The organism is Amycolatopsis echigonensis (assembly GCF_002846615.1).
Taxonomy (GTDB): domain Bacteria; phylum Actinomycetota; class Actinomycetes; order Mycobacteriales; family Pseudonocardiaceae; genus Amycolatopsis; species Amycolatopsis echigonensis.
Window position 1 is genome coordinate 3,596,129 of record NZ_PJMY01000003.1, and the last position, 24,902, is coordinate 3,621,030.

23 protein-coding genes and 1 tRNA gene are annotated in these 24,902 nt (G+C 69.5%); 4 read left to right on the forward strand and 20 right to left on the reverse strand.

Annotated elements, in window-relative coordinates:
* Window positions 1-8: 8 nt before the first annotated feature.
* The 8 genes from ATK30_RS21950 to ATK30_RS21985 form a co-directional block, all read right to left on the reverse strand.
* On the reverse strand, window positions 9-1,442 hold the full coding sequence (locus ATK30_RS21950) for an MBOAT family O-acyltransferase (protein ID WP_101437202.1): 1,434 nt from the start codon (window positions 1,440-1,442) through the stop codon (window positions 9-11).
* 153 nt (window positions 1,443-1,595) lie between these two features.
* On the reverse strand, window positions 1,596-2,267 hold the full coding sequence (locus ATK30_RS21955; protein WP_101437203.1) for a TetR/AcrR family transcriptional regulator: 672 nt from the start codon (window positions 2,265-2,267) through the stop codon (window positions 1,596-1,598).
* Between the two features lie 40 nt (window positions 2,268-2,307).
* The gene (rlmB, locus tag ATK30_RS21960) at window positions 2,308-3,264 is read right to left on the reverse strand and encodes a 23S rRNA (guanosine(2251)-2'-O)-methyltransferase RlmB (protein ID WP_101437204.1); all 957 of its coding nucleotides are present in this window, start codon (window positions 3,262-3,264) and stop codon (window positions 2,308-2,310) included.
* Between the two features lie 31 nt (window positions 3,265-3,295).
* Window positions 3,296-4,681 (reverse strand): cysteine--tRNA ligase, encoded by a 1,386-nt coding sequence (gene cysS / locus ATK30_RS21965; RefSeq protein ID WP_101437205.1) that lies wholly within the window; start codon window positions 4,679-4,681, stop codon window positions 3,296-3,298.
* Between the two features lie 29 nt (window positions 4,682-4,710).
* Window positions 4,711-5,397 (reverse strand): HAD family hydrolase, encoded by a 687-nt coding sequence (locus ATK30_RS21970; RefSeq protein WP_101437206.1) that lies wholly within the window; start codon window positions 5,395-5,397, stop codon window positions 4,711-4,713.
* 300 nt (window positions 5,398-5,697) lie between these two features.
* Entirely contained in the window at window positions 5,698-6,162 is a 465-nt protein-coding gene (gene ispF / locus ATK30_RS21975) for a 2-C-methyl-D-erythritol 2,4-cyclodiphosphate synthase (RefSeq protein WP_101440989.1), read from the reverse strand.
* Between the two features lie 5 nt (window positions 6,163-6,167).
* Window positions 6,168-6,812, reverse strand: coding sequence for an IspD/TarI family cytidylyltransferase (locus tag ATK30_RS21980; RefSeq protein ID WP_167442204.1), 645 nt, complete (start codon window positions 6,810-6,812; stop codon window positions 6,168-6,170).
* 67 nt (window positions 6,813-6,879) lie between these two features.
* Complete coding sequence (locus tag ATK30_RS21985; RefSeq protein ID WP_009084200.1) at window positions 6,880-7,371, reverse strand: CarD family transcriptional regulator; 492 nt, start codon at window positions 7,369-7,371, stop codon at window positions 6,880-6,882.
* Between the two features lie 274 nt (window positions 7,372-7,645).
* On the opposite strand from ATK30_RS21985, the gene ATK30_RS21990 reads away from it, so the two are divergent.
* On the forward strand, window positions 7,646-8,329 hold the full coding sequence (locus ATK30_RS21990; protein WP_101437208.1) for a copper chaperone PCu(A)C: 684 nt from the start codon (window positions 7,646-7,648) through the stop codon (window positions 8,327-8,329).
* A 44-nt stretch (window positions 8,330-8,373) separates the two neighbouring features.
* Window positions 8,374-9,735: a DNA repair protein RadA gene (radA, locus tag ATK30_RS21995; RefSeq protein WP_101437209.1), complete on the forward strand. Its 1,362-nt coding sequence runs from the start codon at window positions 8,374-8,376 to the stop codon at window positions 9,733-9,735.
* A gap of 498 nt (window positions 9,736-10,233) precedes the next feature.
* On the opposite strand, the gene ATK30_RS22005 is transcribed toward radA, so the two are convergent.
* The 4 genes from ATK30_RS22005 to ATK30_RS22020 form a co-directional block, all read right to left on the reverse strand.
* Window positions 10,234-10,767 carry a hypothetical protein gene (locus ATK30_RS22005; protein WP_101437210.1) on the reverse strand — a complete coding sequence of 178 codons (534 nt, stop codon included), beginning with the start codon at window positions 10,765-10,767 and terminating at the stop codon, window positions 10,234-10,236.
* A 129-nt stretch (window positions 10,768-10,896) separates the two neighbouring features.
* Complete coding sequence (gene otsB, locus ATK30_RS22010) at window positions 10,897-13,431, reverse strand: trehalose-phosphatase (RefSeq protein ID WP_167441974.1); 2,535 nt, start codon at window positions 13,429-13,431, stop codon at window positions 10,897-10,899.
* A 40-nt stretch (window positions 13,432-13,471) separates the two neighbouring features.
* Window positions 13,472-14,923, reverse strand: a complete 1,452-nt coding sequence (locus ATK30_RS22015; RefSeq protein WP_167441975.1) for an alpha,alpha-trehalose-phosphate synthase (UDP-forming) — start codon at window positions 14,921-14,923, stop codon at window positions 13,472-13,474.
* A gap of 84 nt (window positions 14,924-15,007) precedes the next feature.
* Window positions 15,008-16,513 carry a threonine/serine exporter family protein gene (locus ATK30_RS22020; protein WP_101437212.1) on the reverse strand — a complete coding sequence of 502 codons (1,506 nt, stop codon included), beginning with the start codon at window positions 16,511-16,513 and terminating at the stop codon, window positions 15,008-15,010.
* Window positions 16,514-16,722: 209 nt separating this feature from the next.
* On the opposite strand from ATK30_RS22020, the gene ATK30_RS22025 reads away from it, so the two are divergent.
* Window positions 16,723-16,795 (forward strand) — tRNA-Thr (locus ATK30_RS22025).
* A 134-nt stretch (window positions 16,796-16,929) separates the two neighbouring features.
* Here the strand turns inward: ATK30_RS22025 and ATK30_RS22030 are convergent.
* From ATK30_RS22030 to ATK30_RS22040, 3 genes are all read right to left on the reverse strand, one after another.
* Entirely contained in the window at window positions 16,930-18,060 is a 1,131-nt protein-coding gene (locus tag ATK30_RS22030; protein ID WP_101437213.1) for a winged helix DNA-binding domain-containing protein, read from the reverse strand.
* A 31-nt stretch (window positions 18,061-18,091) separates the two neighbouring features.
* Entirely contained in the window at window positions 18,092-18,250 is a 159-nt protein-coding gene (locus ATK30_RS45645) for a hypothetical protein (RefSeq protein ID WP_208637392.1), read from the reverse strand.
* A 143-nt stretch (window positions 18,251-18,393) separates the two neighbouring features.
* Entirely contained in the window at window positions 18,394-19,578 is a 1,185-nt protein-coding gene (locus ATK30_RS22040; RefSeq protein WP_101437214.1) for an epoxide hydrolase family protein, read from the reverse strand.
* 63 nt (window positions 19,579-19,641) lie between these two features.
* On the opposite strand from ATK30_RS22040, the gene ATK30_RS22045 reads away from it, so the two are divergent.
* Entirely contained in the window at window positions 19,642-20,619 is a 978-nt protein-coding gene (locus ATK30_RS22045) for a helix-turn-helix transcriptional regulator (RefSeq protein WP_101437215.1), read from the forward strand.
* A 65-nt stretch (window positions 20,620-20,684) separates the two neighbouring features.
* On the opposite strand, the gene ATK30_RS22050 is transcribed toward ATK30_RS22045, so the two are convergent.
* The 5 genes from ATK30_RS22050 to ATK30_RS22070 form a co-directional block, all read right to left on the reverse strand.
* Window positions 20,685-20,963, reverse strand: a complete 279-nt coding sequence (locus tag ATK30_RS22050) for a hypothetical protein (protein WP_101437216.1) — start codon at window positions 20,961-20,963, stop codon at window positions 20,685-20,687.
* Window positions 20,964-21,130: 167 nt separating this feature from the next.
* A complete protein-coding gene (locus ATK30_RS22055; RefSeq protein WP_101437217.1) occupies window positions 21,131-21,754 on the reverse strand; it encodes a DUF4190 domain-containing protein in 624 nt (207 codons plus the stop codon).
* Window positions 21,755-21,826: 72 nt separating this feature from the next.
* Entirely contained in the window at window positions 21,827-22,396 is a 570-nt protein-coding gene (locus ATK30_RS22060) for a helix-turn-helix domain-containing protein (RefSeq protein WP_101437218.1), read from the reverse strand.
* A gap of 22 nt (window positions 22,397-22,418) precedes the next feature.
* Complete coding sequence (locus tag ATK30_RS22065; protein ID WP_101437219.1) at window positions 22,419-23,744, reverse strand: MFS transporter; 1,326 nt, start codon at window positions 23,742-23,744, stop codon at window positions 22,419-22,421.
* Window positions 23,745-23,925: 181 nt separating this feature from the next.
* Window positions 23,926-24,882 carry a PDR/VanB family oxidoreductase gene (locus tag ATK30_RS22070; RefSeq protein ID WP_101437220.1) on the reverse strand — a complete coding sequence of 319 codons (957 nt, stop codon included), beginning with the start codon at window positions 24,880-24,882 and terminating at the stop codon, window positions 23,926-23,928.
* Window positions 24,883-24,902: the final 20 nt, after the last annotated feature.

The window sequence follows — 24,902 nt, forward strand, 5'->3', positions numbered from 1 at the left end:
TTCCGCGATCAGAACTGGTAGTACAGGAACGGGCTGAAAGTCCCAGTAGCCACCAAGATCGCCGCGTAAACCAGCCCCACCGTCATGACCCCGATGCGCAGCGCCGTGGCTCCGCGGCTTCGGGACGATTCCAGCAGCGGACCCGTCACCGGGTGGGCCGGGAGGATGAACACGATCAGCGCCAGCAGCAGGATCACCATTCGCTGGTTCGTCAGTGCGCTTTCCACGACGTCACCCAAGCCGCCGAAGTCTGGGATCAGCATGTGGCCGAGCATCGACAGCGCGTGGGCGAGGTCGGCGGAGCGGAAGAAGACCCAGCCGAACACCACCAGGATCAGCGTCAGCAGGCGGCGGGCGATGCGGGCGACTGGGCTGGCTGGGGCGTTGCCGAGGTTGAAGCGGCGTTCGATGACCAGCAGGGCCCCGTGGTAGCAGCCCCAGATCAAGAACGTCCATTGCGCGCCGTGCCAGAAACCCGTCAGCACGAAGACGATCGACAGGTTCCGGTACGTCTTTCCGGCACCCGAACGGTTGCCGCCCAGTGGGATGTAGACGTAGTCGCGGAACCAGCGGGACAGGGACATGTGCCAGCGGCGCCAGAACTCCGTGATGGTCACCGACGAGTACGGGCGCGCGAAGTTCTCCGGCAGCCGGAAGCCGAGCATGCGGCCGAGTCCGATCGCCATGTCCGAGTAGCCGGAGAAGTCGAAGAACAACTGCAGGGTGTAGCCGATCGCGCCGAGCCAGGCCGTCGTGAAGGTCATCTGGTTCGACGGGGTCGAGAAGCAGGCTTCGACCATCGGGCTGAGCGAGTCGGCGATGATCGACTTCTTGCACAGGCCCAGTGCGAACCTCGGGAAGCCCGCGGCGATGTCGTCCAGCCGGTGCGAACGCCGTTGCGGAAGCTGGTCGGCGATCTCCCGGTAGCGCACGATGGGACCCGCCACCAGCTGCGGGAACATCGCGATGTACGCGGCGAACGACACCGGGTTGCGCAGTGCGTGCCGCTCGCCGCGGTAGATGTCCACCACGTAGGAGATGTGGTGGAAGGTGTAGAAGGAAATGCCGATCGGGACCACGATGTTCGCGACGCCCAGATCGCCGCCGAACCAGTGCGCGACGGCGGCGATCTGCTGCGTCGCGAAACCGGCGTACTTCCAGATGACGAGCACGAGCACGTCGAGCGTGATGACGCCGATCAGGATCCGTTTCCGGCGCGTGCCTCGGACGTCCCACGGACTCGGCTCCAGCGCCGGTCCGGCCAGGAAGTTCACCGCCATGCAGAGCAGCAGCAAGAACAGGTACGGGCCGGCGCCGATCGTGTAGAACAGCAGGCTCGCGACCGCGACGATGCCGTTGCGCCAGCTGCGCGGGCACACCAGGACCGCGAGCAGCACCGCGGGCATGAAGTACCACAAGAACAGCGGTGAAACGAACGACATCGGTGACGGGCCCCCCTCGGTTCCGAGAGGAGACCTTAGCCCGAGCGAGTGGCTTCGCGGAGCGATGCCCGACGGATCACAGCCCGAATCACCGAGGGTGACGGATTTGGGAGGATTTCTCCCCTCGCAACGCGGAAGCGCGTGCGGCCCGGCTCAGTCGGTGATCCGGTCCAGCCATTCGCCCATCAACGCCTTCTCCGCCTCGCTCAGCCCTGAGACCTGCGGCAATACTGCCCGCAATGCCGTGGCCGCGGCGGCTGGCCCGGGTGTGCGGGAGACCGGCCGGTCCGTGCTGATCGCCGCGAGCACCGCTTCGCGGGCAGCGACCGACACCGCGAGATCGCGGGAATCCGGCGGCATCGAGATCAGGCTCAACGTCGCGCCCGACCCGGCGGCGTGGATCAAAGCCGCGGCAAGGGGCTCCGGCACCCGCAGCCGTCCAGCCTCGGCGACGCGGCTGACTCGCGTCGCGAGAATCTCCATGGCCTTCTCCAGCGCGGGGGAAGGGCCGGGGCGGGTGGTCATCAGCCGGTACAGCGCCGGGTTGGCCAGGCCGAACTCCAGATGCTGGTCCCAGCCCCGCCGCAACTCTTCCAACGGGTCCTCAGCCGGGGGCTGGGCGGTTTTCGCCTCCAGGTAATCGGCGTAGCCCTGGACGGTGATGGCGTCGAGCAGGCCGTCCTTGTCGCCGAACAGCCGATAAATCGTCGGTGGCTGGACGCCTGCCGCCGCACTCACCGCGCGGGTCGACACCGCGTCCGGGCCGCCGTTGGCCAGCAAGTCCAGGGCGGCCGTGATGATGCGGGCGCGGGCGTCGTCGGGCATGTTATCGATGATAACAGCCCGAGGATTCCGCCGATAAAGGTCAGACGCGTCCGGCGATCCGGCGACGGCGGGCGACCTCGGCCAGCAGGACCCCGGCGGCGACCGAGGCGTTCAGCGATTCCACGCCGGCCGCCATCGGGATCGACACCGTCGCGTCGCAGGTCTCGCGGACCAGCCGGGAAAGGCCGCGGCCTTCCGAGCCGAGCACGATGACCAGCGGATCCGCGGCAAGCTCAAGCGAGTCGATGTCGACCGTGCCGTCGGCGTCCAGGCCGACGACCATCAGGCCCTTCGACGCCCACGCGCGCAGCTGGCGCGTGAGGTTCGTGGCGACCGCGATCGGCAGCTTCGCCGCGGTGCCGGCGCTCGTGCGCCACGCGACCGCGGTCATTCCGGCGCTGCGGCGTTCCGGCAGCAGCACGCCGTGCGCGCCGAACGCAGCGGCGGACCGGATCACCGCGCCAAGGTTGCGCGGGTCGGTGACGCCGTCGAGCGCGACGAACAGCGGGGCGTTGCCCGAGTCGCGCGCGGCCTGCATCAGGTCGTCGGGATGCACGTACTCGAACGGCGGCACCTGCAGCCCGAGGCCCTGGTGCATGGCCCGGTTGGTCTTGCGGTCCAGTTCCTCGCGCGGGATCTCCAGGATCGAGATGCCCTTGTCTCCCGCGAGCCGGACGGCCTCGTTGACCCGGTCGTCGATGTCGATGTTGAGCGCGACGTACAGCGCCGTGCCCGGCACGTCCGCGCGCAGCGCCTCGACGACCGGATTGCGGCCGGCGATCAGCTCCGGCCGGTCGGCCTTCTTCTGCCGGGCCTGGTCCCGCTTGGTGGCGGCGTTGGCAGCGCGGTACGCCTTGTGCCCGGGCCTGTCCTCGGCCTTCGGGGTCGGGCCCTTGCCCTCGAGCGCCTTGCGCCGCTGCCCGCCCGAACCGACGACGGCGCCCTTCTTGGTGCCGCTTTTGCGGATGGCACCTTTGCGCTGTGAGTTGCCTGCCATGAATCCTCAATCTCTGCTGCCGCGAAGGAGGTCAGGAGTTCCTGACCGTCCATTGCGGACCGTTCGGGGTGTCTTCCACCGCGATCCCCGCCGCCACGAGACGGTCGCGGGCGGCGTCCGCGCGGGCGAAGTCCTTCGCCGCACGGGCCTCCTGGCGTTCGGCCAGCAGGGCTTCCACGAGCGTGCTCAGCGCATCGCGGACGGGAGTGTCCGAGCCGCCGTCCGCCCAGTCCGGCGACAGCGGGTCGAGACCGAGCACGCCGGTCATCCCGCGGACCGTGCCGGCCAGTTCGAGCGCCTTCGTGGTGTCGCCTCCGTCGAGGGCGGCGTTACCGTCGCGGACCGTGTTGTGCACCACGGCGAACGCGGCCGGCGTCGCCAGGTCGTCGTCCATCGCCGCGGCGAACTCCGCCGGAACTTCGCCCACGGAGACCGCACCGGCCGACTCCGCCCGGCGCAGGAACGCCTCGATCCGCCGGTAGCCCTGAGCGGCTTCGGAAACCGCGCCGTCGGAGTACTCGACCGTGGACCGGTAATGCGGCTGCACCAGGTAGTAGCGCAGCTCGGGCGCGCGGTAGCGCTCCAGCATCGCCGGGATCGAGACCGTGTTGCCCAGCGACTTCGACATCTTCTCGCCGGACATGGTCACCCACGCGTTGTGCAGCCAGTAGCGGGCGAACCCGTCGCCCGCCGCGTTCGACTGCGCGCGCTCGTTCTCGTGGTGCGGGAACACCAGGTCGACGCCGCCGCCGTGGATGTCGAACTCGGCGCCGAGGTAGTTGGTCGCCATCGCCGAGCATTCGAGGTGCCAGCCCGGCCGCCCGTCGCCCCACGGCGTCGGCCACGACGGCTCGCCCGGCTTCGCGCTCTTCCACAGAGTGAAATCGCGTGAATCGCGCTTGCCGCGGGTAGGCGTCTCGCCCTGCTGGACCTCGTCGAGCTGCTGTCCGGAGAGCGTGCCGTACTCCGGGAACGACTTCACCGAGAAGTACACGTCGCCGTCGACGGCGTACGCGTGCCCGGCTTCGATCAGCCGCTCCATCAGCTGGACCATCTGCGTGACGTGCCCGGTCGCGCGCGGCGTGACCGACGGCGGAAGGCAGCCGAGGTCCTCGTACGCCTTCTCGAACGCCCGCTCGTGCGTCGCCGCCCATTCCCACCACGGCCGTCCGGCGTCGGCGGCCTTGGCGAGGATCTTGTCGTCGATGTCGGTGACGTTGCGGACCAGCAGCACGTCGAGTCCACTGTGGAGCAGCCAGCGGCGCAGCACGTCGTAATTCAGCATCCCGCGGACGTGCCCGATATGCGGTACTCCCTGCACGGTGGCACCACACACGTAGATCGACGCCGTTCCGCTGCGGACGGGAGTGAACTCCCGGGGGGCACGGGTCGCGGTGTCGTACAGGTGCAAAGCCACGAGGTAAAGGGTACCGGGGCCACTGTGGGTCAGAGCACGCCGTGCTCCCGCAGCACGCCCAGCAGCGCGTCCGGCCGCTGCGCGGTGGGCAGCGGGTCGACCAGCGCGAACCGGCAGCCCAGCGCGCGGGCGCCGCCGTCGGCCTCCTCGCTGTCGCCGACCATCAGCGTCTCCTCGGCGCGCACCCCGAGCCGCTCGATCGCGTTCTGGAAGATCTCCGGCTCCGGCTTCACCGCCCCGACCTCGAAGGACAGGGTGAACTCGGCGACGTGCGCGTCCCAGCCGCGCTGGCCGAACGCGGGCCGGATGTCGAACGCGATGTTGCTCAGCACGCCCGCCTTGCGCCCGCTGCTCGCGACTGCCTTGAGCGCGGCCTCGGTGTCCGGGTACGGCGTCCACTGGTCGGGCGCGACGAGCTGCGCGTACAGCGCCTCGGCCTGGTCGCGCCGGGGCACGCCGGACAGCCGCAGCACCTCCAGGTACACCTTCCGGTGCAGCTCCGGGTCGCGGTCGCGGTTGTGCCAGGCGTACAGGTGCTCCTCGTCCAGTTCGACGGACTGCTCGACCGGCGCGGTCATCCGCCGCATCAGCTCGGTCTGCGCTTCGACGTCGAGGACCTCGCCGTCGTCGTCGCGGACGTCGTCGAGCCAGCCGTCCTGCTGCTCAAGGCGGAAAAGGGTGCCGGAGAAGTCGAACAAAACCGCGTTGATGGCCACGAGACAACCCTATCGGTCATCCGGGGTGCGACGCCGCCCGTTTGTGGCGCCTCGCGCAGCCGACGGGACAGACGGCTCCCCGAACCCCGGCGTCGAACCGGACCCGCGGGATCGGCCTTACGCGACGGCAGTATTCGACCAGCCTTCCGCTCACGAAGCAAACGCCACGGAATAGCTGAAATGAGTCGCGAGAGCGTGCGCGGATCTTCGCCCGGCAGGTGAAGATCGTCTATCCAGATCGCGATGTTCAGCTGTCAGGGAAAAGCGATGTGACGATTCTCCCGATTCCGCGAATTTCGCTCAGCCGCGAATGAGAAGAGCGGTCGCGACCGCCGCGATGCCCTCGCCGCGGCCGGTGAGCCCGAGTCCGTCGGACGTCGTCCCGGAAACGCTCACGGGTCCGCCGACGGCGTCGCTCAGCACCTGCTGCGCCTCGTCGCGCCGTTTCCCGATCCGCGGATGGTTGCCGATGACCTGCACCGTCGCGTTGGAGACCTGCCACCCCTCGGCGCGCAGCAACGTGCGCACCTCGACGAGCATGTCGGTGCCGTGTGCGCCGTCCATGCGCGGATCGCCGGTGCCGAAGACCGCGCCGAGATCGCCGAGGCCGGCGGCGGACAGCAGGGCGTCGCACAGCGCGTGTGCCGCGACGTCGCCGTCCGAATGGCCCGCGCAGCCGTCGACGCCCGGCCACCGCAGTCCGGCCATCCAGCATTCGCGACCCGGCGCGATCGGATGGACATCGACGCCGTTGCCTACCCGCAGATCGGTCACAGAGGATCCTCTCGGTCCCCGCCGGCGACGAGTGCCTCGGCGAGGGTGAGTTCGAAGGCGCTCGCGACGCGCATCGCGTCCGGATCGCCGGGGACGGTGGCCGCGCCCGCGGTATCGGCGAGACCGGGGTCAGCGGAATCGGCGAGTGCGGAACGGAAAGCGGGAAGGGAAAAACCCACCGGCGTTTGCGCGCTGCGGAGACCGTCGCGATCCACTGTTGCGGTGACGATTCCGGATTCGTCGGTGGTTTTCACGGTGTCGGACATCGGCAGCACCGGCACCGCGACGGGCGCGCCGTCCCGGACCGCTGCCAGCACCTGCCGGACCGTCCGTTGTGGAGTGAACGCCCGCAGCGCGTCGTGCACCAGCACGACGGCGTCCGGGGAAAGAAGCGGCTCGACGGCGGCGAACACCTGCCGGAGCGAGGCACCGGGAACTACCCGGCAGGCGAGGCCGTGCAATGCCTCCGAAAACGACTTCGCACACCGCTCGGGGGCTGCGGCGACCACCAGATCGATCTCCGGTGTGCCGAGCAGCCCCCGCACGGTGTGCGTGAGCAGTGCTGCGCCGCCGACCGCCGTGAGCGCGAGCTCGGAATCGGCCGGACGGTGCGCGACAGTCACGAACGCGACGCTGTGCACCTGTGGGTTCATCAGGTCGTGATCGTAGGGAACCGGTTGCCGCGGGGGCGAACCGGAGGACCCGGGGTCAGACCGTCGCGGTCTCCAGAACCTCGTCGAGGAGCGTTTCCGCCTTGCCCTCGTCGGTGCCCTCCGCGAGCGCGAGCTCGCTGACCAGAATTTGCCGTGCCTTCGCCAGCATGCGTTTCTCGCCGGCTGAAAGTCCGCGGTCCTTTTCTCGCCGCCAGAGGTCGCGCACCACTTCGGCCACCTTGTTCACATCGCCGGAGGCGAGTTTCTCCAGGTTGGCCTTGTACCGACGAGACCAGTTCGTGGGCTCTTCGGTGTGCGGAGCACGCAGAACATCGAAGACCTTGTCCAGTCCTTCTTGCCCGACGACATCGCGCACGCCGACGATCTCGGCGTTGTCCGCGGGCACGCGAACCGTAAGATCCCCTTGCGCGACTTTGAGGACGAGGTACTTCTTTTCCTCGCCCTTGATCACGCGGGTCTCGATGGCTTCGATGAGTGCGGCACCGTGGTGCGGGTAGACGACGGTCTCTCCGACCTTGAAAACCATGTGTCCTCTGCCCCTTTCGCTGACTCCATCCTATCACGGCTGTTCGGCGGCCACCTAGCGGCCCGGGATCGTCGTCGCAGGTCAGCGGCCTGAGCAGGGCTTGACAAACCGGTTTTCGCCGTGCTCATGCAGGTGAGCCGACAACGCCCCGGCCGGCACCGTGAGATCCTTTGTGGACAGTCGATCGGCCGGGAACGCGGACCGGTTCCGCGCGCGGAGAAGCGCCCGGCTAGTCTTCGGGAAGGACGAGGCCGTGAAAGGGAAGGACTCTGACGTGAGGCTGCAGAATCGCCGCGTGCTCGGCGCAGGCGTGTCGGCGCTCGGCGCCGCGCTCGTGCTCGCCGGTTGCGGAGCCGGTCAGATCACCCAGACCGACACTCAGCAGCCCGCCGTCAACGGCACCTACGCCCAGGTGAAGACGATCGTGCTGCGCAACGCCGCGGTGCAGTACCCGGCGCAGGGCCCCGGCTACGCGGCCGGTACGCCCGCCCCGCTCGCGCTCACCATCGTCAACCAGGGCCAGAAGGACGACAAGCTCGTCTCGGTGACGTCGGACGCCGCCTCCGGCCCCGCGCAGATCTCCGGGGACTCGGCGATCGTCGCCGGGCACTCGCTCGTGATCGGCCCGGCGAACGCGGTCGAGCAGGGCGCTCCGGCGCAGTCGGACTCGGCGAACAGCACGCCTGCCTCGGAGACGAACCCGGCTCCGTCCAGCGCGCCGAGCTCCGCCCCGAGCAGCTCGTCGAGCTCCGCTCCCAGCTCGGCGTCGAACAACTCGCCGCAGCCGGGCGACAACGGCGGCGCGGCGGGCCAGCTCGGTGCCGGCAAGATCGTCCTGCCGGGGCTCAAGCAGCCGCTGTGGCCGGGCGGGACGATCAAGGTCACCTTCACCTTCCAGAACGCCGGCCCGATCGTGGTCGAGCTGCCGGTCGCCGCGCCGGCGCGCGCGGGGTCCTGATCGCCGCCGCGATTTCTGTCGGTGCTCGCCGATAGCCTCGCGGAGTGGTGAAGAAGACCAGCACCGTCCACCGGTGCGCGGAATGCGGGTACGAAACGGCGAAGTGGGTCGGTCGCTGCCCGGAATGCCAGGCGTGGGGCACGCTCGAGGAGCGCGGCTCCGCGAAACCGGCGATCGCGCGGGTGGCCGCCGGAGCGCCGAGCGCGCCCGCGCGGCCGATCGCCGAGGTCGACGTCGAGGCGGCCCGGGCGAAGGCCACCGGCGTGCCGGAGCTGGACCGGGTGCTCGGCGGCGGGCTCGTGCCCGGCGCGGTCGCGCTGCTGGCCGGTGAACCCGGGGTCGGCAAGTCCACGTTGCTGCTCGAAGTCGCCTATCAATGGGCGGTCACGGTCGGGCGTTCGCTGTACGTCACCGGCGAGGAGTCCGCGGGACAGGTCCGGCTGCGGGCCGAACGCACCGGCAACGTGCACGGTGAGATGTACCTCGCGGCGGAGAGCGATCTGTCCGCGATCCTCGGGCACGTCGACGCGGTGAAACCGGGCGTGCTGATCGTCGATTCGGTCCAGACCATGGCGTCGCCGCAGGTCGAGGGCTCGCCGGGCGGCGTGACGCAGGTCCGCGCGGTCACCTCCGGGCTCGTCGCGCTCGCGAAGGAACGCGGGCTGCCGGTCGTGCTCGTGGGACATGTCACGAAGGACGGTTCGGTCGCCGGTCCGCGCGTCCTGGAGCACCTGGTGGACGTGGTGCTGCAGTTCGAGGGCGACAAGCATTCGACGCTGCGGATGGTGCGAGGCATCAAGAACCGGTTCGGCGCCGCGGACGAGGTCGGCTGTTTCGAGCTCACCGAGGAAGGCATCGTCGGCGTGCCGGACCCGTCCGGGCTGTTCCTGAGCCGGACGGCGGAACCGGTGCCGGGCACCGCGGTCACGGTCGCGGTCGAGGGGAAACGGCCGCTGCTGGGCGAGGTGCAGGCGCTGGTGTCGAGCAGCGGCATGCCGCAGCCCAGGCGCGCGGTGAGCGGCCTCGACTCGGCACGGGTCGCCATGGTGCTCGCGGTGATGGAGAAACGCGGCCGGATGAAGCTGGGCGACAAGGACGTCTACGTCGCGACCGTGGGCGGCATGAAGATCACCGAGCCCGCCATCGACTTGGCGCTGGTGCTCGCGCTGACCTCATCGCTGCACGACGTCGCGCTGTCGCCGCGGTTGGTGGCGGTGGGCGAGGTCGGTCTGGCGGGCGAGATCCGGCGGGTGCCGAATGTCGGGCGCAGGCTGGCCGAGGCGGCCCGGCTGGGCTTCACGCATGCGCTGGTGCCGCCGGATTCCGGCAAGCTCCCGGACGGGATCCGGGTGCTGGAGGTGCCCGATGTGGCGAGCGCGCTCAACGCGGCGAATCACGCGAAATGATCCGGCACGCGCGTCGGTCTGGTGGGTGTACTGGGCCGACCGTGGTGCCGGCACGAAACCCGCGGCGGGGCTCTTGGCAACGACCCGGACGCCGGTCACCTGGGGCTCCTTCGGGTCGATCGTGACGAGGGTCTCGAACGTGCCGTACTCCGTGCTGGGGCCCGCTCGAGGTCAGGCTGGATCCGAGCGCCACGACCATGCCGCCGGTCAGCGCCGCGACTGCCGCGGCCTCGGCGATCCACCACCAGGTGACAGAGCGCTTTTCTGTTGCGGGACAACGGTTTCGCACGCTTCGCTAGCTCTGGAGGAACCGAATCTCGTCGCCGCGGCGCCACGAGGAAGGACTCGGCGACGAGCTCATGCGCCGTACGCGGCGCGCCAGGTAGCGGTGCGTGGTCGCCGCGTGCGTGTCGGACAGCCGCGCGAAGACAGGTCGGGGCGGTCCTGGATCACCCGCATACCCGCTCTTGCCCACACCGCGGGCAAGCGTTCACGGCCTCACCAAATGGGATGGTCGCTGAACTTCTCCAGGGTGCTCACCGAGGGCCGCACGAACCAGAGTCCGGCGCTGTAGCCGATCAAGCCGATGGCGAAATTCGCGAAGGCCGCGAGCAGTTCGGTGAAGCCGAGCCTGCCGTGGTTGCCCCAGAGATCCACCAGCGCGGACACTCCCAGCGCGATCACGCAACTGACCGACAGCAGCGTGAAACACACGGTCAGCGCCGCGCGCGTGCTGCGAGCCCGGGCGATCACCAGGTAGTCCCCTTGCAGGCAGCGCCGCGCGGACAGCACCACCACCGCGATGGCGAGCACGGACAGCATCGGCAGCAGCCACGCGGCGAGACCGAGCGGGCCGCGGGGCAGGCTGTGCCCGTGCAGCGGCCGGTTCACAAACGCGGTGAGCCCGAACACGAGCAGCGTGCCGATCACCAGCGAAACGCCGGTGACCACGGAGGCGAAGCGCACCCGGGCGGCGAACAGCGGCGGCAGCGGGGCGTACTCCGCGGCCTGTTGCCCGTAGTACTGCTTCACCGCATCACCTCCGCGCAGCAGCCCGAACGAACGTGCAAATGCTCGTGAAGACCACCTTAACGGAATGTGATTCCGGCAAGGTGGCCTTCACGGCACTTGTCACCGAGGCGTGCTAATGGGCTTGCCTGATCAAGCCTTTTCGGCGAGGAGATTCGCGCAGCGGATCAGGCCGATGTGCGAGTACGCCTGCGGGTGGTTGCCGAGCGAACGCTCCGCGACCGGGTCGAACTGCTCCGGCAGCAGGCCGGTCGGGCCCGCCGCGTCGACGATCTGCGCGAACAGCTCCTCGGCCTCGTTGCGCCGCCCGGTGCACAGGTACGCCTCGATCAGCCAGGCCGCGCAGATGTGGAAGCCGCCCTCGCCGCCGGGCAGGCCGTCGTCGCGCCGGTAGCGGTACACCGTGGAACCGCTGCGCAGCTCGGCCTCGATCGCCGTCACGGTCTTCTGGAACCGCTCGTCCGCCGGGTCGATGAGGCCGGTCAGGCCCACGAACAGGGACGCCGCGTCGAGGTCGGTGCCGTCGTAGGCGGTGGTGAACGCCTGCACCTCTTCGTTCCAGCCGTGCTCGAGCACGTCGGCCTTGATCTCGTCGCGCAGCTTGGGCCAGGCTCCCGGGACGTCGCGGCCGTACTCGTCGCCGAGCCGCACCGCACGGTCGATGGTCACCCAGCACATCACCCGCGAGTACACCCGGTGCCGCGGCACGTGCCGCTCTTCCCAGATGCCGTGGTCCGGCTCGTTCCAGCGCCGCGTGACGGCCTCGGCCATCGCGCGCACCATCTGCCAGTCCTCGTCGCGCAGTTCGCCGCGGACCTGCGCCAGCGTGGCGACCAGCTCCACGACCGGGCCGAACACGTCGAGCTGCACCTGGTGGTTGGCCAGGTTGCCGACGCGCACCGGCCGCGAACCTGCGTATCCGGGCAGCGATTCGATGACCGCCTCCGCGCCGATGACGCTTCCGGCCAGCGTGTACAGCGGGTGCAGCCGCTCCGGACCGGCCAGCGTGGCGAGCACGCCGTGCAGCCACTGCAGGTAGCCCTCGGCCTCCTCGTGCGAACCGAGGTGCACCAGTTCGCGCACGGTCATCGCGGCGTCGCGGATCCAGCAGTAGCGGTAGTCCCAGTTGCGGACCCCGCCGATCTCCTCCGGCAGCGACGACGTCGCGGCGGCCAGCACGCCGCCGGTGTCGGTGTTGACCAGCCCGCGCAGGGTGAGTGCGGAGCGGCGCACCAGTTCGGTCTGCACGGTCGGCAGCTTGAGCTTCGCCGCCCAATCGCTCCAGTACCGGCCCGCTCGGTCGCGACGGTCCACTTCGGACAGTTCGTGGGCGGAGAGATCCGTGGTGCCGCAACGCAATTCGAGCACGACCGGCTGTTCCGGCGTCGGCTGGACGAGCGCGGTCGCGGTGTCCTGCAGGCCGTCGGAGTCGATCGACCATTCGATGCCCGGCGAGCGCAGCACGAACGGCTCCGACGTGCCCAGCACGCGCAGGCCCTCGGCCTCGGCGACCAGTTTCACCGGCACGCCGCCGAATTCCGGCCGCGGCGCGAACACGACCTGCGCCACCGCCTCGCCGGAGATCACGCGCACGAGGTCGGTGCGGTGCCCGGGGCTTTCCGGTTCGAGATAGTCCGTGACGAGCAGCCGCGACCAGCGCGTTTCGACCGTCATCGTGTTCGGCAGGTACCGCTGGCCGAGCGGGAGCCCATTGCGGTGCGGTTTGATCGAGAAGTGCCCGGCCCCGGGGCCGCCGAGCAGGTCGGCGAACACCGCGGGGGCGTCCGGGCCGGGGTGGCACAGCCAGGTCAGCTTCGCGTCCGGCGTCACCAGTGCGACCGAGCGCTCGTTGGCCAGCAGCGACAGCCGCTCGATCGGCGGCGCGGATTCGCCGTAGAGCCAGTTGCGCCGCTCCTCCAGGAGGAACGCGAGCACCATGGCGACGTCGACGGTGTCGGGCACGCGGTACTCGGCGAGCGATTCGCCGTCGCCGACCTTGATGCCGAGGTCCGGCCCGGCCAGCCGGGCGAACGCCTTCTCATCGGTGACGTCGTCGCCGAGGAACACCGCCGCGGTGGCCCCGACCTGGTGACGCAGGGTGTCCAGCGCGTTGCCCTTGTCGGTCTTCACGACCGCCAGTTCGACGACTTCCTTGCCGTCGGTGGTCGTGACGCCCTCCCACTGCGACGGACCCTCGTGCACCGCCGAGAGCACGCGCCGGCCGGCGTTGTGCTCGGCGCGGCGCACGTGCACCGCGATGCTCGCCGGCTTGACCTCGAGCGACACCCCGGGCACGTCGAGCACCAGCTGTTCCAGCTCGTGTTCGAGCCGCCGGTGCAGCGCCTTCGCGTCCTCGTCGAGCGCGTGGATGAATCCGATGTCGAACTCGGAGCCGTGGCTGCCGACCAGGTTCACCTCGGAAGGCAGCCGCGACAGAGTCGCGAGGTCGCGCAGGGCCCGGCCGGAAATGACGGCGGTGGTCGTTTCGTGCAGGCCGGCGAGTGATCTGAGCGCGCCGACGGACTCGGGCAGCGGCCGCGCCTCGTCCGGGTTGGCGGTGATCGGGGCCAACGTGCCGTCGTAGTCGCAGGCGACCAGCAGGCGCGGGGTACGGGCGATCTGCACGATCGCGCGCCGTAGCTCCGCGGGCAACGCCTCGGCGGTCAACACTCCTCCTCAGGAGGTCCAGCGCGGTACGGGGGAGGGGTCAGTCGGCCGGTTCGGCACCCAGCGCCTGGAGGAACGAACGCGCCCACCGGTCGACGTCGTGGGTGAGGACCTGGCGACGCATGGCGCGCATCCTGCGTCGGCCCTCGGCGGGGTCGAGCGTAATGGCAGCCTCCAAGGCGTTCTTCACCCCGTCCAGATCGTGCGGGTTGACGAGGAAAGCGCTGGTCAGTTCCGCCGCCGCACCAGCGAACTCGCTGAGCACCAGAGCACCGCCGAGATCGGGGCGGCACGCGACGTACTCCTTGCAGACGAGATTCATCCCGTCGCGCAGCGGAGTCACCACCATCACGTCGGCCGCGGAGAAGAAGGCGGCCAGCTCGGTGCGGTTCACGGATTGGTGCAAATAGTGCACGACCGGGTGGCCGACGCGGGCGAATTCGCCGTTGATCCGGCCGACCATCTGCTCGATCTCGCCGCGCATCCGCTGGTAGTGCTCGACGCGTTCGCGGCTCGGAGTGGCCAGCTGCACGAACGTGACGTCGCCGGGTTCGAGGCGGCCTTCGTGCAGCAGCTCGTGCAGCGCCTGCAGCCGCAGGTCGATGCCCTTGGTGTAGTCGAGCCGGTCGACGCCGAGCAGCACCGTCTTCGGGTTGCCGAGGTCGCGGCGGATCTGCTTGGTGCGCTCGACGACGCCCTTGCTGCGCGCGAGCGAGTCGAGGCCGGCCGCGTCGATCGAGATCGGGAAGGCACCGACGCGCACGGTGCGGTCGCCGACCTGCACCATGCCCGGCCGCGACCGGACGCCGACCGCGCCGCGGGTGGGTTCGAGGCCGACCAGCTGCCGGGCCAGCCACAGGAAGTTCTGCGCGCCGCCGGGCCGGTGGAAGCCGATCAGGTCCGCGCCGATCAGGCCGCGCACGATCTCCGCGCGCCACGGGAGCTGCATGAACAGCTCGACCGGCGGGAACGGGATGTGCAGGAAGAAGCCGATGCGCAGGTCGGGGCGCAGTTCGCGGAGCATCCGGGGCACCAGCTGCAGCTGGTAGTCCTGGATCCACACGGTCGCCCCGTGCGCGGCGACGCCCGCGCTGGCCTCGGCGAACCGGCGGTTGACCTTCACGTAGCTGTCCCACCACGAGCGGTCGAAGACCGGCCGTTCGACGACGTCGTGGTAGAGCGGCCAGAGCGTGGCGTTGGAGAAGCCCTCGTAGTAGTCGCGGACCTCGGCCGAGCTGAGCGACACCGGGTGCAGGACGAGCCCGTCGTCGTCGAACTCGTCCACCTCGACGTCCGGCACGCCCGGCCAGCCGACCCAGGCGCCTTTGCGGGACCTCAGGAAGGGTTCGAGTGCCGAGACCAGTCCGCCAGGACTGGCGGTCCAGCGTTGTTCCCCGTCCGCGGTCCGTTCGAGGTCGACGGGCAGCCGGTTGGCCACCACGACGAAATCCGCGGACGGTGCGCTGTTCCGGTCGGCGATCGCGTCAGTCACTCCAGCTGCTCCCTCGTCATCGGCGGGTCGCGGCCCCTGGAGAAACCCTAGCGCGCGCGGAGTGACCGGCCGGTGACCAACTAGTTACTCCAAACGCCGTTCGGTCGGTTCCATCGGCCCGGCGAGGCGGGGCCCGGAGAGCTTGCGCTCGAGCCTGCCGAGCCCGGTGCGGACCGGCTGGGCGAGGTATTCGCCCAGTACAACGCCCGCCGCGAGGGCGAGCCCGATGGCGACCGCGGTCATCAGGGTGGAGATGTTCCCTCCCGGCGACACCGCTAATTGGTATAGACCACGATAGGTGGAGAGGCCGGGCAGCAGCGGAGTGATCCCGGACACGGCGACCACGAGCGGAGTAACTTTCAGCCGCCGGGCCATCACGCCGCCGCAGAACCCGACGAGCGTCGCCGCGATCGCGGAGGCGCTCACCGCGTCGAGGGCGGCCAGGATCAGCGCGCCGTACACGAGTGCGCCGATCCCGCCCGCCGCGGCGGCGACGAGCATCGCGCGCAGTTTCGAGTACGAGGCAAGCGCGAAGCAGGCGGCCGCACCGGCCCCGCCGACGACGATGATCGGCAGGTGCTGCGCGGTCGACGCAGGGACGTCGGGCAGCGGCGTGCGCGGAAGTTCGAGCATCACCGCGATTCGCAGAGCGAGCACGACGCCCGCGATCAGCCCGGCACTCATCAACGCGGTTTCCATCGTGCGGCCGGACGCGGTGACGTAATACCCGGTGATTCCGTCCTGCACCGCGGAAACCGTGGAAAGTCCCGACAGCAGCACGGTGACCGCCGCGGCGACCACCAGCGTCGGCCGGTCGGTGGTGAGGATGTTGCTGCTGACGATGATCATCGCCGACAGCGTCGCGAACAGGCCGCCGACCACCTGCTGGAAGAAGAACGGCAGATTGACCTTGTTGAGCAGCCTGCCGATCCGGTCGACCGCCGCGGAGATGACCATCGCGACGAGCGCGATGTCGATGCCGCCGCCGAGCAGCAACGTGATGAACCCGGCCAGCCCGCCCCAGGCGGCGGTCGCGGTCCAGCGCGCGTACGGGTGCGGCGCGGAGGTGATCCGGTCCAGTTCGGTAACCGCTTCCTCCGCGCCGGTGTGGCCGCGGACGATCTGGCGCACGAGCGCTTCGGTCTCGGTCAGCCGGGTGTAGTCGAGGCTGCGCGAACGGACCACTCGCAACGCGGTCACCGGCGCGAGGTCGGTGCCGCGGTGACAGGTGACGGTGATCGACGTGAAGATGACGTCGACCTCGCAGTGCGGCAGCCCGAGCGCGGAGGTGAGCGCGAGAATGGTCGCGGTGACGTCGGAAGCGCCGGCGCCGCTGGCCATCTGCACTTCGCCGATCCGCAGGGTGAGGTCCAGAACGAAGTTGACGGTCGCGTCGTCGGGCGGCTTGGGTCCGATCGCCTCCTCGGACTCGACCGCGGGCTGTTCCGCCGTCGGAGCCTCGAGAATGTGCCAAGCGCGACGGCGCAACAGATTCGGCCGATGCCGCTGGTTCGACCGCGGGTGCGGGGGCTCGAGAATCGGCCACCGTCTGCGCGCCGCCCCCTGGCCGGCACGCTCGTTGATCTTCATGATCGATCCCCACCTCCTCGTTCGTTCCCGGGGACCATCGGCCGTGCCGCCCCAGCTGTTGCAGTGGTGTCCGCCACACCCGTCACCGATCGTGCCGCATGGAGGTGGATCTTGCCGATTTCCGGTGCTGACCTGGGGGTTAAGGCGGGCTGGCGGACTGTTGCCGGGGTGGGTGGATATACTTCCGGCGCGCCCGTCATCGGGTGCGCGCCGGTATAGCTCAGTTGGTAGAGCATCTGTCTTGTAAACAGAAGGTCAGGGGTTCGAACCCCCTTGCCGGCTCCGGGGATCAGCGGTGCGCTAGCGAAAGCTGTCCGGTGGAAGCGGATTCCCCGAAGCGCACGACGCATCCGCAGCCAATCGCGGATCGTAGAGGCGGCTCATTAGGCCTGCTTCGCATGGGGCGCGACCCGAACTCACTGCCGATCGCCGCGCACCGGGTCGTCGCGGTCCGCGAGCGTTTCCATGCGGAGGTCGTGGCTGGCGCCGGGCGCGGCGAACTTCAGCAGCCGGGTGCCTTCGGCTTCGACCTCGGCGCGCTCGGCGGCGGTCAGCGGCCGGAACAGGTCGATCTCCAGAGTCGCTGACGCCTTTGCCCGGTCGAGTTTCCAGGCACCCGTCACCTGCCCGTCTACCAGGATGGTGGCGTGCTTTCCGTTGCGTGTCATGACTCGTTTGCGGGCCTCCGCCGAGATCACGCGGCCGCGGTCGGCGTGGGAGGCCAGGAGGTTGTCGTACTCGGGCAAGAAGCGAACCGGCGCGGGGGCGTCGGCGCCGGGGCGGGGCGCATCCGGCAGGTCGAACAGCTCCGCCCGGTGCTCGTCGCGGAAGACCGCCAGGTGCGGCCGCAGCCTTTCCAGGACGGGACGCAGCCGGGTCCGGCCGGCCCAGGTCTGCACGTCGGCGACCGAGGCCGGGCCGAACGCGGCGAGGTAGCGCAGCACTATGCGTTCGGAGTCGGCGGCAGGGTCGGGCTCGGCTCCGGTCCAGCCGGCCGCCGTCGCGTACCGGGTGGTGCCGCCGACACCCCAGACGGCGCGTGGCGGCACCTGCACTAGCGGCACGAGATTGCGCACTACGGTGGCGAGCGCGTGGGGCTCGCGATCGGGCCACCGCTCGTGCAGCGCCGCCCCGAGCTCCTTGGGGGTCAGGTGCCGTGCGTCGAGCAGCGCCCGGCCGGACTCCGCCACGGCCGCACGGTCCAGACCAGTGAGGGGCGTTTTGAACGCGGTGTTCAGCTCGCGGTCGAGCGCGGGCTGCGCCCATGGCCGCAACGAGCGGTAGTCCGCTGTGGTGACCAAGTGGATGGTGCTGCGCATCAGCGCGACCCGTACTAGGCGGCGCTCGGTCAGCGCGTCGGCAAGGTCGGCGGTGCCGAACGTCCGCAATCTGCTCCAGAGCCCGAAGTAGGGCGCGTACGGTGCCTGTGCCTGCATGCCGACCAGCCGGGTGACCGCCTCCTCGACGGTCGCATCGGCACGTTCCAGCAGCCACTGTCGGGCCAGCAGCGCTCGCCCCAATTCCCGTCGCCCCAGCACCTGTGCCATCGTGCCTCCCTTTCCGTGCCCGCTGCGTTGATCAGCCGCCGAAGTCGGCCCGGTGATCCGCGGCCCACTGGGCGTAGGTGCGGGCGGGGTGCCCGGTGATCTGCTCGATGACGTCGTTGACCGGCGCGGGTTTGCCGACCGCCTGAGCCATGAGAGCGAAGAGCGCGGCCAGGAACTCGGGTTCGTGCACTGGCTCATCTGCTCCAGCACGGGCTCCGGGTCGAGGTCCTCGACGGTGAGCGGGCGCCCCAGCGTCTCGCCGAGGAGGCGGACCTGCTGTTCCCGAGATGCATGCGATTTCCTTTCGTGGGAAGTAAATCGGGGCGCGGCGGATCAGCGAACCTTGGCGAAGAACTGCCGGATGTCGTCGACGAGCAGATCGGGAGCGTCGTGCGCGGCGAAGTGGCTGCCCCGGTCGTAGACGTTCCAGGAGACGATGTTCTCGTGGTCGCGGTCGGCGAACGTCCGGATGGACTGGTAATCCCAGGCGAAGTTCGCCAGGCCGAGGGGCACTGTGGTCGGCTCGGGCACGAACGTGCCCCGGCCGTTCGACTTCTGCTGTGCGGGGGCCGCAGCCGCGTCCTCGTAATAGAACCGGGCGGCTGAGGCGGCCGTGTTGGTCAGCCAGTAGATCATCACGTTGGTGAGCACGAAGTCCGGGTCGAGCGAAGCGCCGAGCAGCTGCGCGTGCCAGCCGAGCAGACCGGCCGGGGAATCGGCCAAGGCGTGCGCCAGATTCTGCGGCTCGGTGGACTGGAGCTTGTCGTACGCGCCCCGGTTCTGGGTGAACCACTCGGCGAACGCGAGCTTTCCGCGCTCCTCCTCGGAGAGACCGGCCAGCTCGGCGGGGTCACCCGACGGGAACGAGAAGACCTGCGTCACGTGCACGCCGCGGACGTGCGCCGGATCGACCCGGCCCACCTCGGGCGAGATCAGCGATCCGCCGTCGTTGCCGGCCGCGCCGTAGCGGTCGTACCCGAGCCGGCGCATCAGCTCGGCCCAGGCCTTGGCCACCCGGTACCGGTCCCAGCCGCGCTCCCGGGTCGGCCCGGAGAAGCCGAACCCCGGCACCGACGGAATGACGAGGTGGAACGCGCCGGCCGGGTCGCCGCCGTGGGCCCGCGGGTCGGTGAGCGGGCCGATCACGTCCAGCCACTCGACCACCGAGGTCGGCCAGCCGTGGGTCAGGATCAGCGGCGTCGCGTCCGGCTCCGGCGACCGCACGTGCAGGAAGTGGATGTTCTGGCCGTCGATCTCGGTGGTGAACTGCGGGTACGCGTTCAGCTTCGCCTCCCAGGCCCGCCAGTCGTAGCTGGTGCGCCAGCGCTCGACCAGCTGCTTGACGTAGCCCACCGGTACGCCGTACTCCCACCCGGGCGGCACCGGGCCGGCCGGTGCCGACTCGCCCGCGGGCAGTTCCTCCGCCCACCGCGTCCGGGCCAGCCGCCGCTGGAGATCGTCGAGGTCGGCCTGGGGAATGTCGATGCGGAACGGGGCGATCGTGCTGTCGTTCGTCATGGGCGTCAGCGTAGGAGCGAATTAGGCAAGGCCCGTTCCTATTTCTCTGGCAGACTCCGAAGAATGTTGGAAACCTCGGCGCGGCTGCTGCGCTTGCTCTCGCTACTGCAGACACCCCGCGAGTGGACCGGCGCCGAATTGGCCGAGCGGCTGGCGGTCAGCACCCGCACCGTCCGCAACGACGTGGAACGCCTGCGGAACCTCGGCTATCCGGTGCACGGCAGCCGAGGCGCGGTAGGCGGCTACAGACTCGGTGCCGGGGCCGCTTTGCCGCCCCTGCTGCTCGACGACGAGGAGGCGGTCGCGGTGGCGATCGGGCTCCGCACCGCCGCCGGGGGCACGATCACCGGGGTCGAGGAGACCTCGCTGCGCGCACTGGCGAAACTGGAGCAGGTGCTGCCGGCCCGGCTCCGGCGACGTGTCAACGCACTCCAGCGGTACGCCGTGGCGGTGCCCCGGGACGAGCCAGGCCCGCGGGTGGACGCGGACACGCTGAGCGTTCTCGCTGCCGCCTGCCGGGACCACCAGCGCCTGCGGTTCGACTACCGGAGCCACGACGGCTCCGAGAGCCGGCGCGAGGCGGAGCCGTACCGGCTCGTCAACTGGGGACGCCGGTGGTATCTGGTCGGGTTCGACATCGACCGGGCCGACTGGCGGACGTTCCGGGTGGACCGGCTCCATCCACGCACTCCGACGGGCCCCGGATTCACCCCCCGCGAACTCCCCGAGGAAGCCGTCGACCAGGTGCGGCGGGGCGTGTCGTCGGCCGCCTGGCGGTACCGGGCGCAGGTCATCGTGCACGCACCGGCTGAACAGCTCGCCGAGCGGATCAACGCTGCGATCGGCACCATCACGCCTATCGACGACACCCGCTGCCAGCTGGACACCGGCGCGGACAGCATCGAGGCGCTCGCCGTTCACCTCGGCTTGCTCGGCGTCGACTTCACCGTGACGAAGCCCGCGGAACTCGTCGAACTCGTGCGCGCACTCGCCGGTCGCTACCACCGCGCGACTGAGCCGCTGTCGCCTCTCGATGTCTGAGGCGGTTTCCTGCCAAGAATTGGGCCGGCCAAGAAAGCTTGTCGAGGCTTTGTCTCACAGCGGGTTCAGGCAGCGGACCGCGGCAAGTCGGCGGCCGGCACACCGATGGCGGCTCGACCGGCGTCGGTGAGGAGCGCGGGGACGCGCTCGCCGCGGCGGCCGGCGCGCAGCGGGACCACCAAGGCGAGCCGGGCGAGGCGGTGGGCGGTGAACTGGTCGCAGCACGCGACGCCGTCGATGTAGAGATCCGGTTCGCAGCTGCAGGTCATCTCGGCGCGGCCGAGGCCGACGGCGGCGAGGGTGGCTCGCTCGCGGTGGTTCAGCGGGAGTATCTGTGCCGACATGACTGCCTCGCTGGGGTGGGTTCTCTCAGTCCTGTCTCTCACTGTCCGAGATCCATCTGGTGCCCACCAGATCCAGTTTCGAGCCTGTTTTCCGGTACCAGCCGACGCGCGCTCGCGGCGGCCTGGACACGTCTGTGCTCGGGCCGCCGCGAGGGAGTTTCAAGCGGTCAGAAACCGTCGCAGGAGGCGGTCGCGAAGTTGCCGGACGCCTTCGCCGTCTTGGTTTCCTTGCCGTCCACGACGACCTTGCAGGTCACGTCTCCGCCCTCGGTGCCGGTGGTCACCGAGAGGGTGCCGCCCTTGAACAGGCCCTTCGTGGAGATGTCTTTCGACCACGGGAGGGACTTGGGCTGTTCCTGGTTGGTGGACGCGTTGCCGTCGCCGAAGGTGGTGTAGGTGACCGAGGCGTCCTTCGCGGTGCCGGTGACCTCGTAGTGGACCGTCACGGTGCGGTTGGCCTCGTTGTTGACGTCGTTGACCACCTTGGCGGCCGTCACGACCCACACGATGCACATCACCAGGCCGATCACCGACAGCACGAGACCGGCGATCGAGAGGCCCTTGTTCGTGGCCTTTCCGGACCGCGTCCGGGCGAAGCCGAGCGCGGAGAAGATGATCCCGAGGATCACCAGCGGCCACGCGATGAACCCGATGAGCGGGATGAACGAGAAAATCAGGCCGATCAGTCCGAGCACGAACCCGGCGGTGCCGAGGCCGTTCTTCGGCGGGACCGGGTGGACCGGCGGGGCCGCCTGGGGTGCGGGCGGCGGAGGATAGTCAGGGGCGGACATGTGAGCCTTTCGCGATGGACTGTGCCGCAAAAGGTCGTACTAATCATCCAAAGTGTTACGTCCTGTCCAGAATCAGGTCATCCGTGGCTCTACGTGTGCCCTTTCGCCCTGTAGTCCGAAGAGGATCAGCAGCTCGACCGCGCCTCCGTCGGCTGAGCCGAGCCAATGCGGTTCGGTCGTGTCGAACTCCGCTGCCTCGCCGGGCGGGACGGTCAGGTCCTTCGCGCCCACGATCAGGCGGAGGCGGCCGTTGAGGACGTACAGCCATTCGTAACCGCTGTGCGTTTTCAGTGCCGGTTCCGCGGGGTGGCCGGGGATCAGCATTTTGTACGCGTGCATCCCGCCCGGCCGCCGGGTGAGCGGCACGTAGGTCATCCCGTGCTGATGGATGGGGCGCAGGTGGACGCGCGGGTCGCCGGCACGGGGAGCGCCCACCAGGTCGTCGATCGGCACGTCGTAGGCGCGGGAGAGCGGCAGCAGCAGTTCCAGGTTCGCCCGGCGCTGGCCGTTTTCCAGCCGGGACAGAGTGCTTTCCGAGATGCCGGTCTCCGCCGACAGGTCGGCCAGGGTGATGCCGCGCCGGTTGCGCAGCGTCCGCAGCCTCGGGCCGACCGCGTCCAGGACTTCGTCGATCTCAGACATGGCGCCTAGTCTTGCCGAGGCGTCACGAGACCAGTTCGGGAGCCGGTTTCGCGGCGCGGCGCGCGGGGGCGGTTTCCGGGAGGACCAGCAGGCAGACCAGGCTCAGCACGAGCAGCGCGGCCAGGTAATAGCCGACCGCGATGGCGTCGCCGGTCGCCGCGACGATCCGGTTGGCGATCATCGGCGACAGTCCGCCGCCCAGCACCGCGCCGACGTGGTAGCCCACGCCGAGGCCGGACTGGCGCTGCTCGCGCGGGAACAGTTCGGCGAACCAGGTGTACATTGGTCCAAAAAGGATTCCGGTGGCGGTGAAACCCAGCAGCAGCGCGAGAAACACCGAGCTGATGGTGCCCGCCGACGCGATCGGGAACATCACGAGCGCGGCGAGGATCGACAGGACCGAGCCGGTCAGCATCACCGGTTTGCGGCCGATCCGGTCGGACAGCCAGGCGGCTCCGACGTTCGCGGCGGCGTGGCACAGCAGGGTGATCGTCGAAATGGTGACGATCGGGGCGCGCGGGAGGCCGAGGCCTTCCGGGGCGGCGGCGGTCGCGTAGGACAGCATGAACGTGACGAGCGCGAAAGTGCTGGCGGTGAGGCCGAGGTTCGCGCCGGCGATGAGCAGGAGCCGTCGCCAATTCGAGCGGAGAACATCAGCGAGCGGCTTTTTCGCCTGCGTCCGCGCGGCGGCCATTTTCTCGAATTCCGGGCTTTCCGAAACGCCGCGGCGGATCCAGATCCCGATGGCCAGCACGATGCCGCCGGCCAGGAACGGAAGCCGCCAGCCCCAATTCATGACCTCGTCGTTCGGCAACAGGAGAACCAGCGCGAAAGCCAGGTTCGCCAGCACGACGCCGATCGGCGAGCCGAGTGCGACGAAGGAACCGTAGAGGCCGCGCCGTTTTTCCGGCGCGTGCTCGACGGCGAACACGGCCGCGCCAGCGCTTTCTCCGCCGCGAGCGGCACCGTGCAGCAGGCGCAACCCGACCAGTAGCAGCGGTGCGGCGATGCCGATCACCGCGTACGGCGGGAGCACGCCCATGCCCAGCGTCGCGAAACCCATCAGCAGGAACGCGGCGTACAGCGCGGTGCGTCGGCCGCGACGGTCGCCGAGCCAGCCGAAAAGCGCCGCGCCGAGCGGGGCCATCACGAAACCGATGGCGAAGGTCGCGAGGCTCATGAAGGTGCCGAACCAGGCGTTGCCGGTTTTGAAGAACACCGACCCGAATACAAGAGCCGCCGCGGTGCCGTAGATCGAGAAATCGTACATTTCCAGGGAAGTGCCGACGCCGGCGGCGAATCCGAGCCGCAGCACGCCGGGAGAGTGCGCTTCGTTGCGCTTGGCCATGGCAGGCCTTTCGTCGTCTCGCGCTAAATGCGCGGAGTGTCCGGTGGTCGGGAAACGGTGGACACAGTTTAGGGAAAGCGCGACGGAGGAGGCAAAGTCCGGTTTTCGGTGGATTGATAAATAAAATCGATCAATTAATAGACGCCGCGGCCGGGATCGCGAGGATCCCGGCCGCGACGTCTCAGTACAGTTCGATCACCAGTTTTTCGGAGCGGGCACGCGACACGCACAGCGCCATCTGGTCGCCGGAAGCCTTGTCACTGGCCGAAAGACACTGGTCCCGGTGCTCCGGCGTGCCTTCCAGCACTCCGGAAACGCACGAGCCGCAGATGCCCTCCTCGCAGGATTTGAACACCTCGATCCCGTTGTCGGTCAGCACCGACAGGATCGACCGGTCGGCCGGGATCTCGAATACCTCGCCGGTGTCGAGTTCGACGGTGAACGGCCGGTCGCCGCTCGGGTCGATCTCGGCCGCGGTGAAATGTTCGACGTGGACCCGCGTTTCGCCGACCATCGGCGCGAACACGCCGGTGACCTGCTCCATGAACCCTTCCGGGCCGCAGGTGTAGACGTGCGCGGCGGAGCTGAGCCCAGCCGCCACTTCCGCGAGTACAGCGGGCTGTTCACCGCGCGGTACGCCGAAGTACAGCAGCACTCTATCCCGGAATTCCGCCCGTTCTTCAAGCAGGGAAACGAAAGCGGCTGATTCCCGGCTGCGCGCGAAGTAGTGCAGTTCGAATTCCGCACCGTCCGCGTGCAGCTGATAAGCCAGGCTCAGCAACGGAGTGATGCCAATCCCGCCTGCGATCAGCACGTGCCGATCAGCGTCCGGGGCCAGGGAAAGCAGGTTCCGGAACTCGCCGATCTCGAGCTTGTCGTTCTCCGCGACGGTGTGCAGTGCCTCGGAACCGCCGCGCGAATCCGGTTCCCGCTTCACCGCGATCAACAACGACGACGTGTCGTCCGGCCGTCCGCACAGCGAGTACTGACGCAGGATCCCGGTCGGACCGATGACATCGACGTGCGTGCCGGCGGGATGCGGGTCGAACGGCAGGCCGTCGGCGCGCACGAGGCGAAGCGCCCGGATCCCAGGCGCTTCCTCGACGACCTCGGCCACACGGACCACGGTGTTCGGCATCGGTTCTCCGTTTCCAGCGG

What these genes read in the sequence shown, in the direction of transcription:
- ATK30_RS21950 (WP_101437202.1), bottom strand. Translation starts at nt 1,442, where the DNA reads ATGTCGTTCGTTTCACCGCTGTTCTTGTGGTACTTCATGCCCGCGGTG.
- ATK30_RS21955 (WP_101437203.1), bottom strand. Translation starts at nt 2,267, where the DNA reads ATGCCCGACGACGCCCGCGCCCGCATCATCACGGCCGCCCTGGACTTG.
- rlmB (WP_101437204.1), bottom strand. Translation starts at nt 3,264, where the DNA reads ATGGCAGGCAACTCACAGCGCAAAGGTGCCATCCGCAAAAGCGGCACC.
- ATK30_RS21985 (WP_009084200.1), bottom strand. Translation starts at nt 7,371, where the DNA reads ATGGTTTTCAAGGTCGGAGAGACCGTCGTCTACCCGCACCACGGTGCC.
- ATK30_RS22020 (WP_101437212.1), bottom strand. Translation starts at nt 16,513, where the DNA reads ATGAAGATCAACGAGCGTGCCGGCCAGGGGGCGGCGCGCAGACGGTGG.
- ATK30_RS22030 (WP_101437213.1), bottom strand. Translation starts at nt 18,060, where the DNA reads ATGGCACAGGTGCTGGGGCGACGGGAATTGGGGCGAGCGCTGCTGGCC.
- ATK30_RS22040 (WP_101437214.1), bottom strand. Translation starts at nt 19,578, where the DNA reads ATGACGAACGACAGCACGATCGCCCCGTTCCGCATCGACATTCCCCAG.
- ATK30_RS22045 (WP_101437215.1), top strand. Translation starts at nt 19,642, where the DNA reads ATGTTGGAAACCTCGGCGCGGCTGCTGCGCTTGCTCTCGCTACTGCAG.
- ATK30_RS22050 (WP_101437216.1), bottom strand. Translation starts at nt 20,963, where the DNA reads ATGTCGGCACAGATACTCCCGCTGAACCACCGCGAGCGAGCCACCCTC.
- ATK30_RS22055 (WP_101437217.1), bottom strand. Translation starts at nt 21,754, where the DNA reads ATGTCCGCCCCTGACTATCCTCCGCCGCCCGCACCCCAGGCGGCCCCG.
- ATK30_RS22060 (WP_101437218.1), bottom strand. Translation starts at nt 22,396, where the DNA reads ATGTCTGAGATCGACGAAGTCCTGGACGCGGTCGGCCCGAGGCTGCGG.
- ATK30_RS22065 (WP_101437219.1), bottom strand. Translation starts at nt 23,744, where the DNA reads ATGGCCAAGCGCAACGAAGCGCACTCTCCCGGCGTGCTGCGGCTCGGA.
- ATK30_RS22070 (WP_101437220.1), bottom strand. Translation starts at nt 24,882, where the DNA reads ATGCCGAACACCGTGGTCCGTGTGGCCGAGGTCGTCGAGGAAGCGCCT.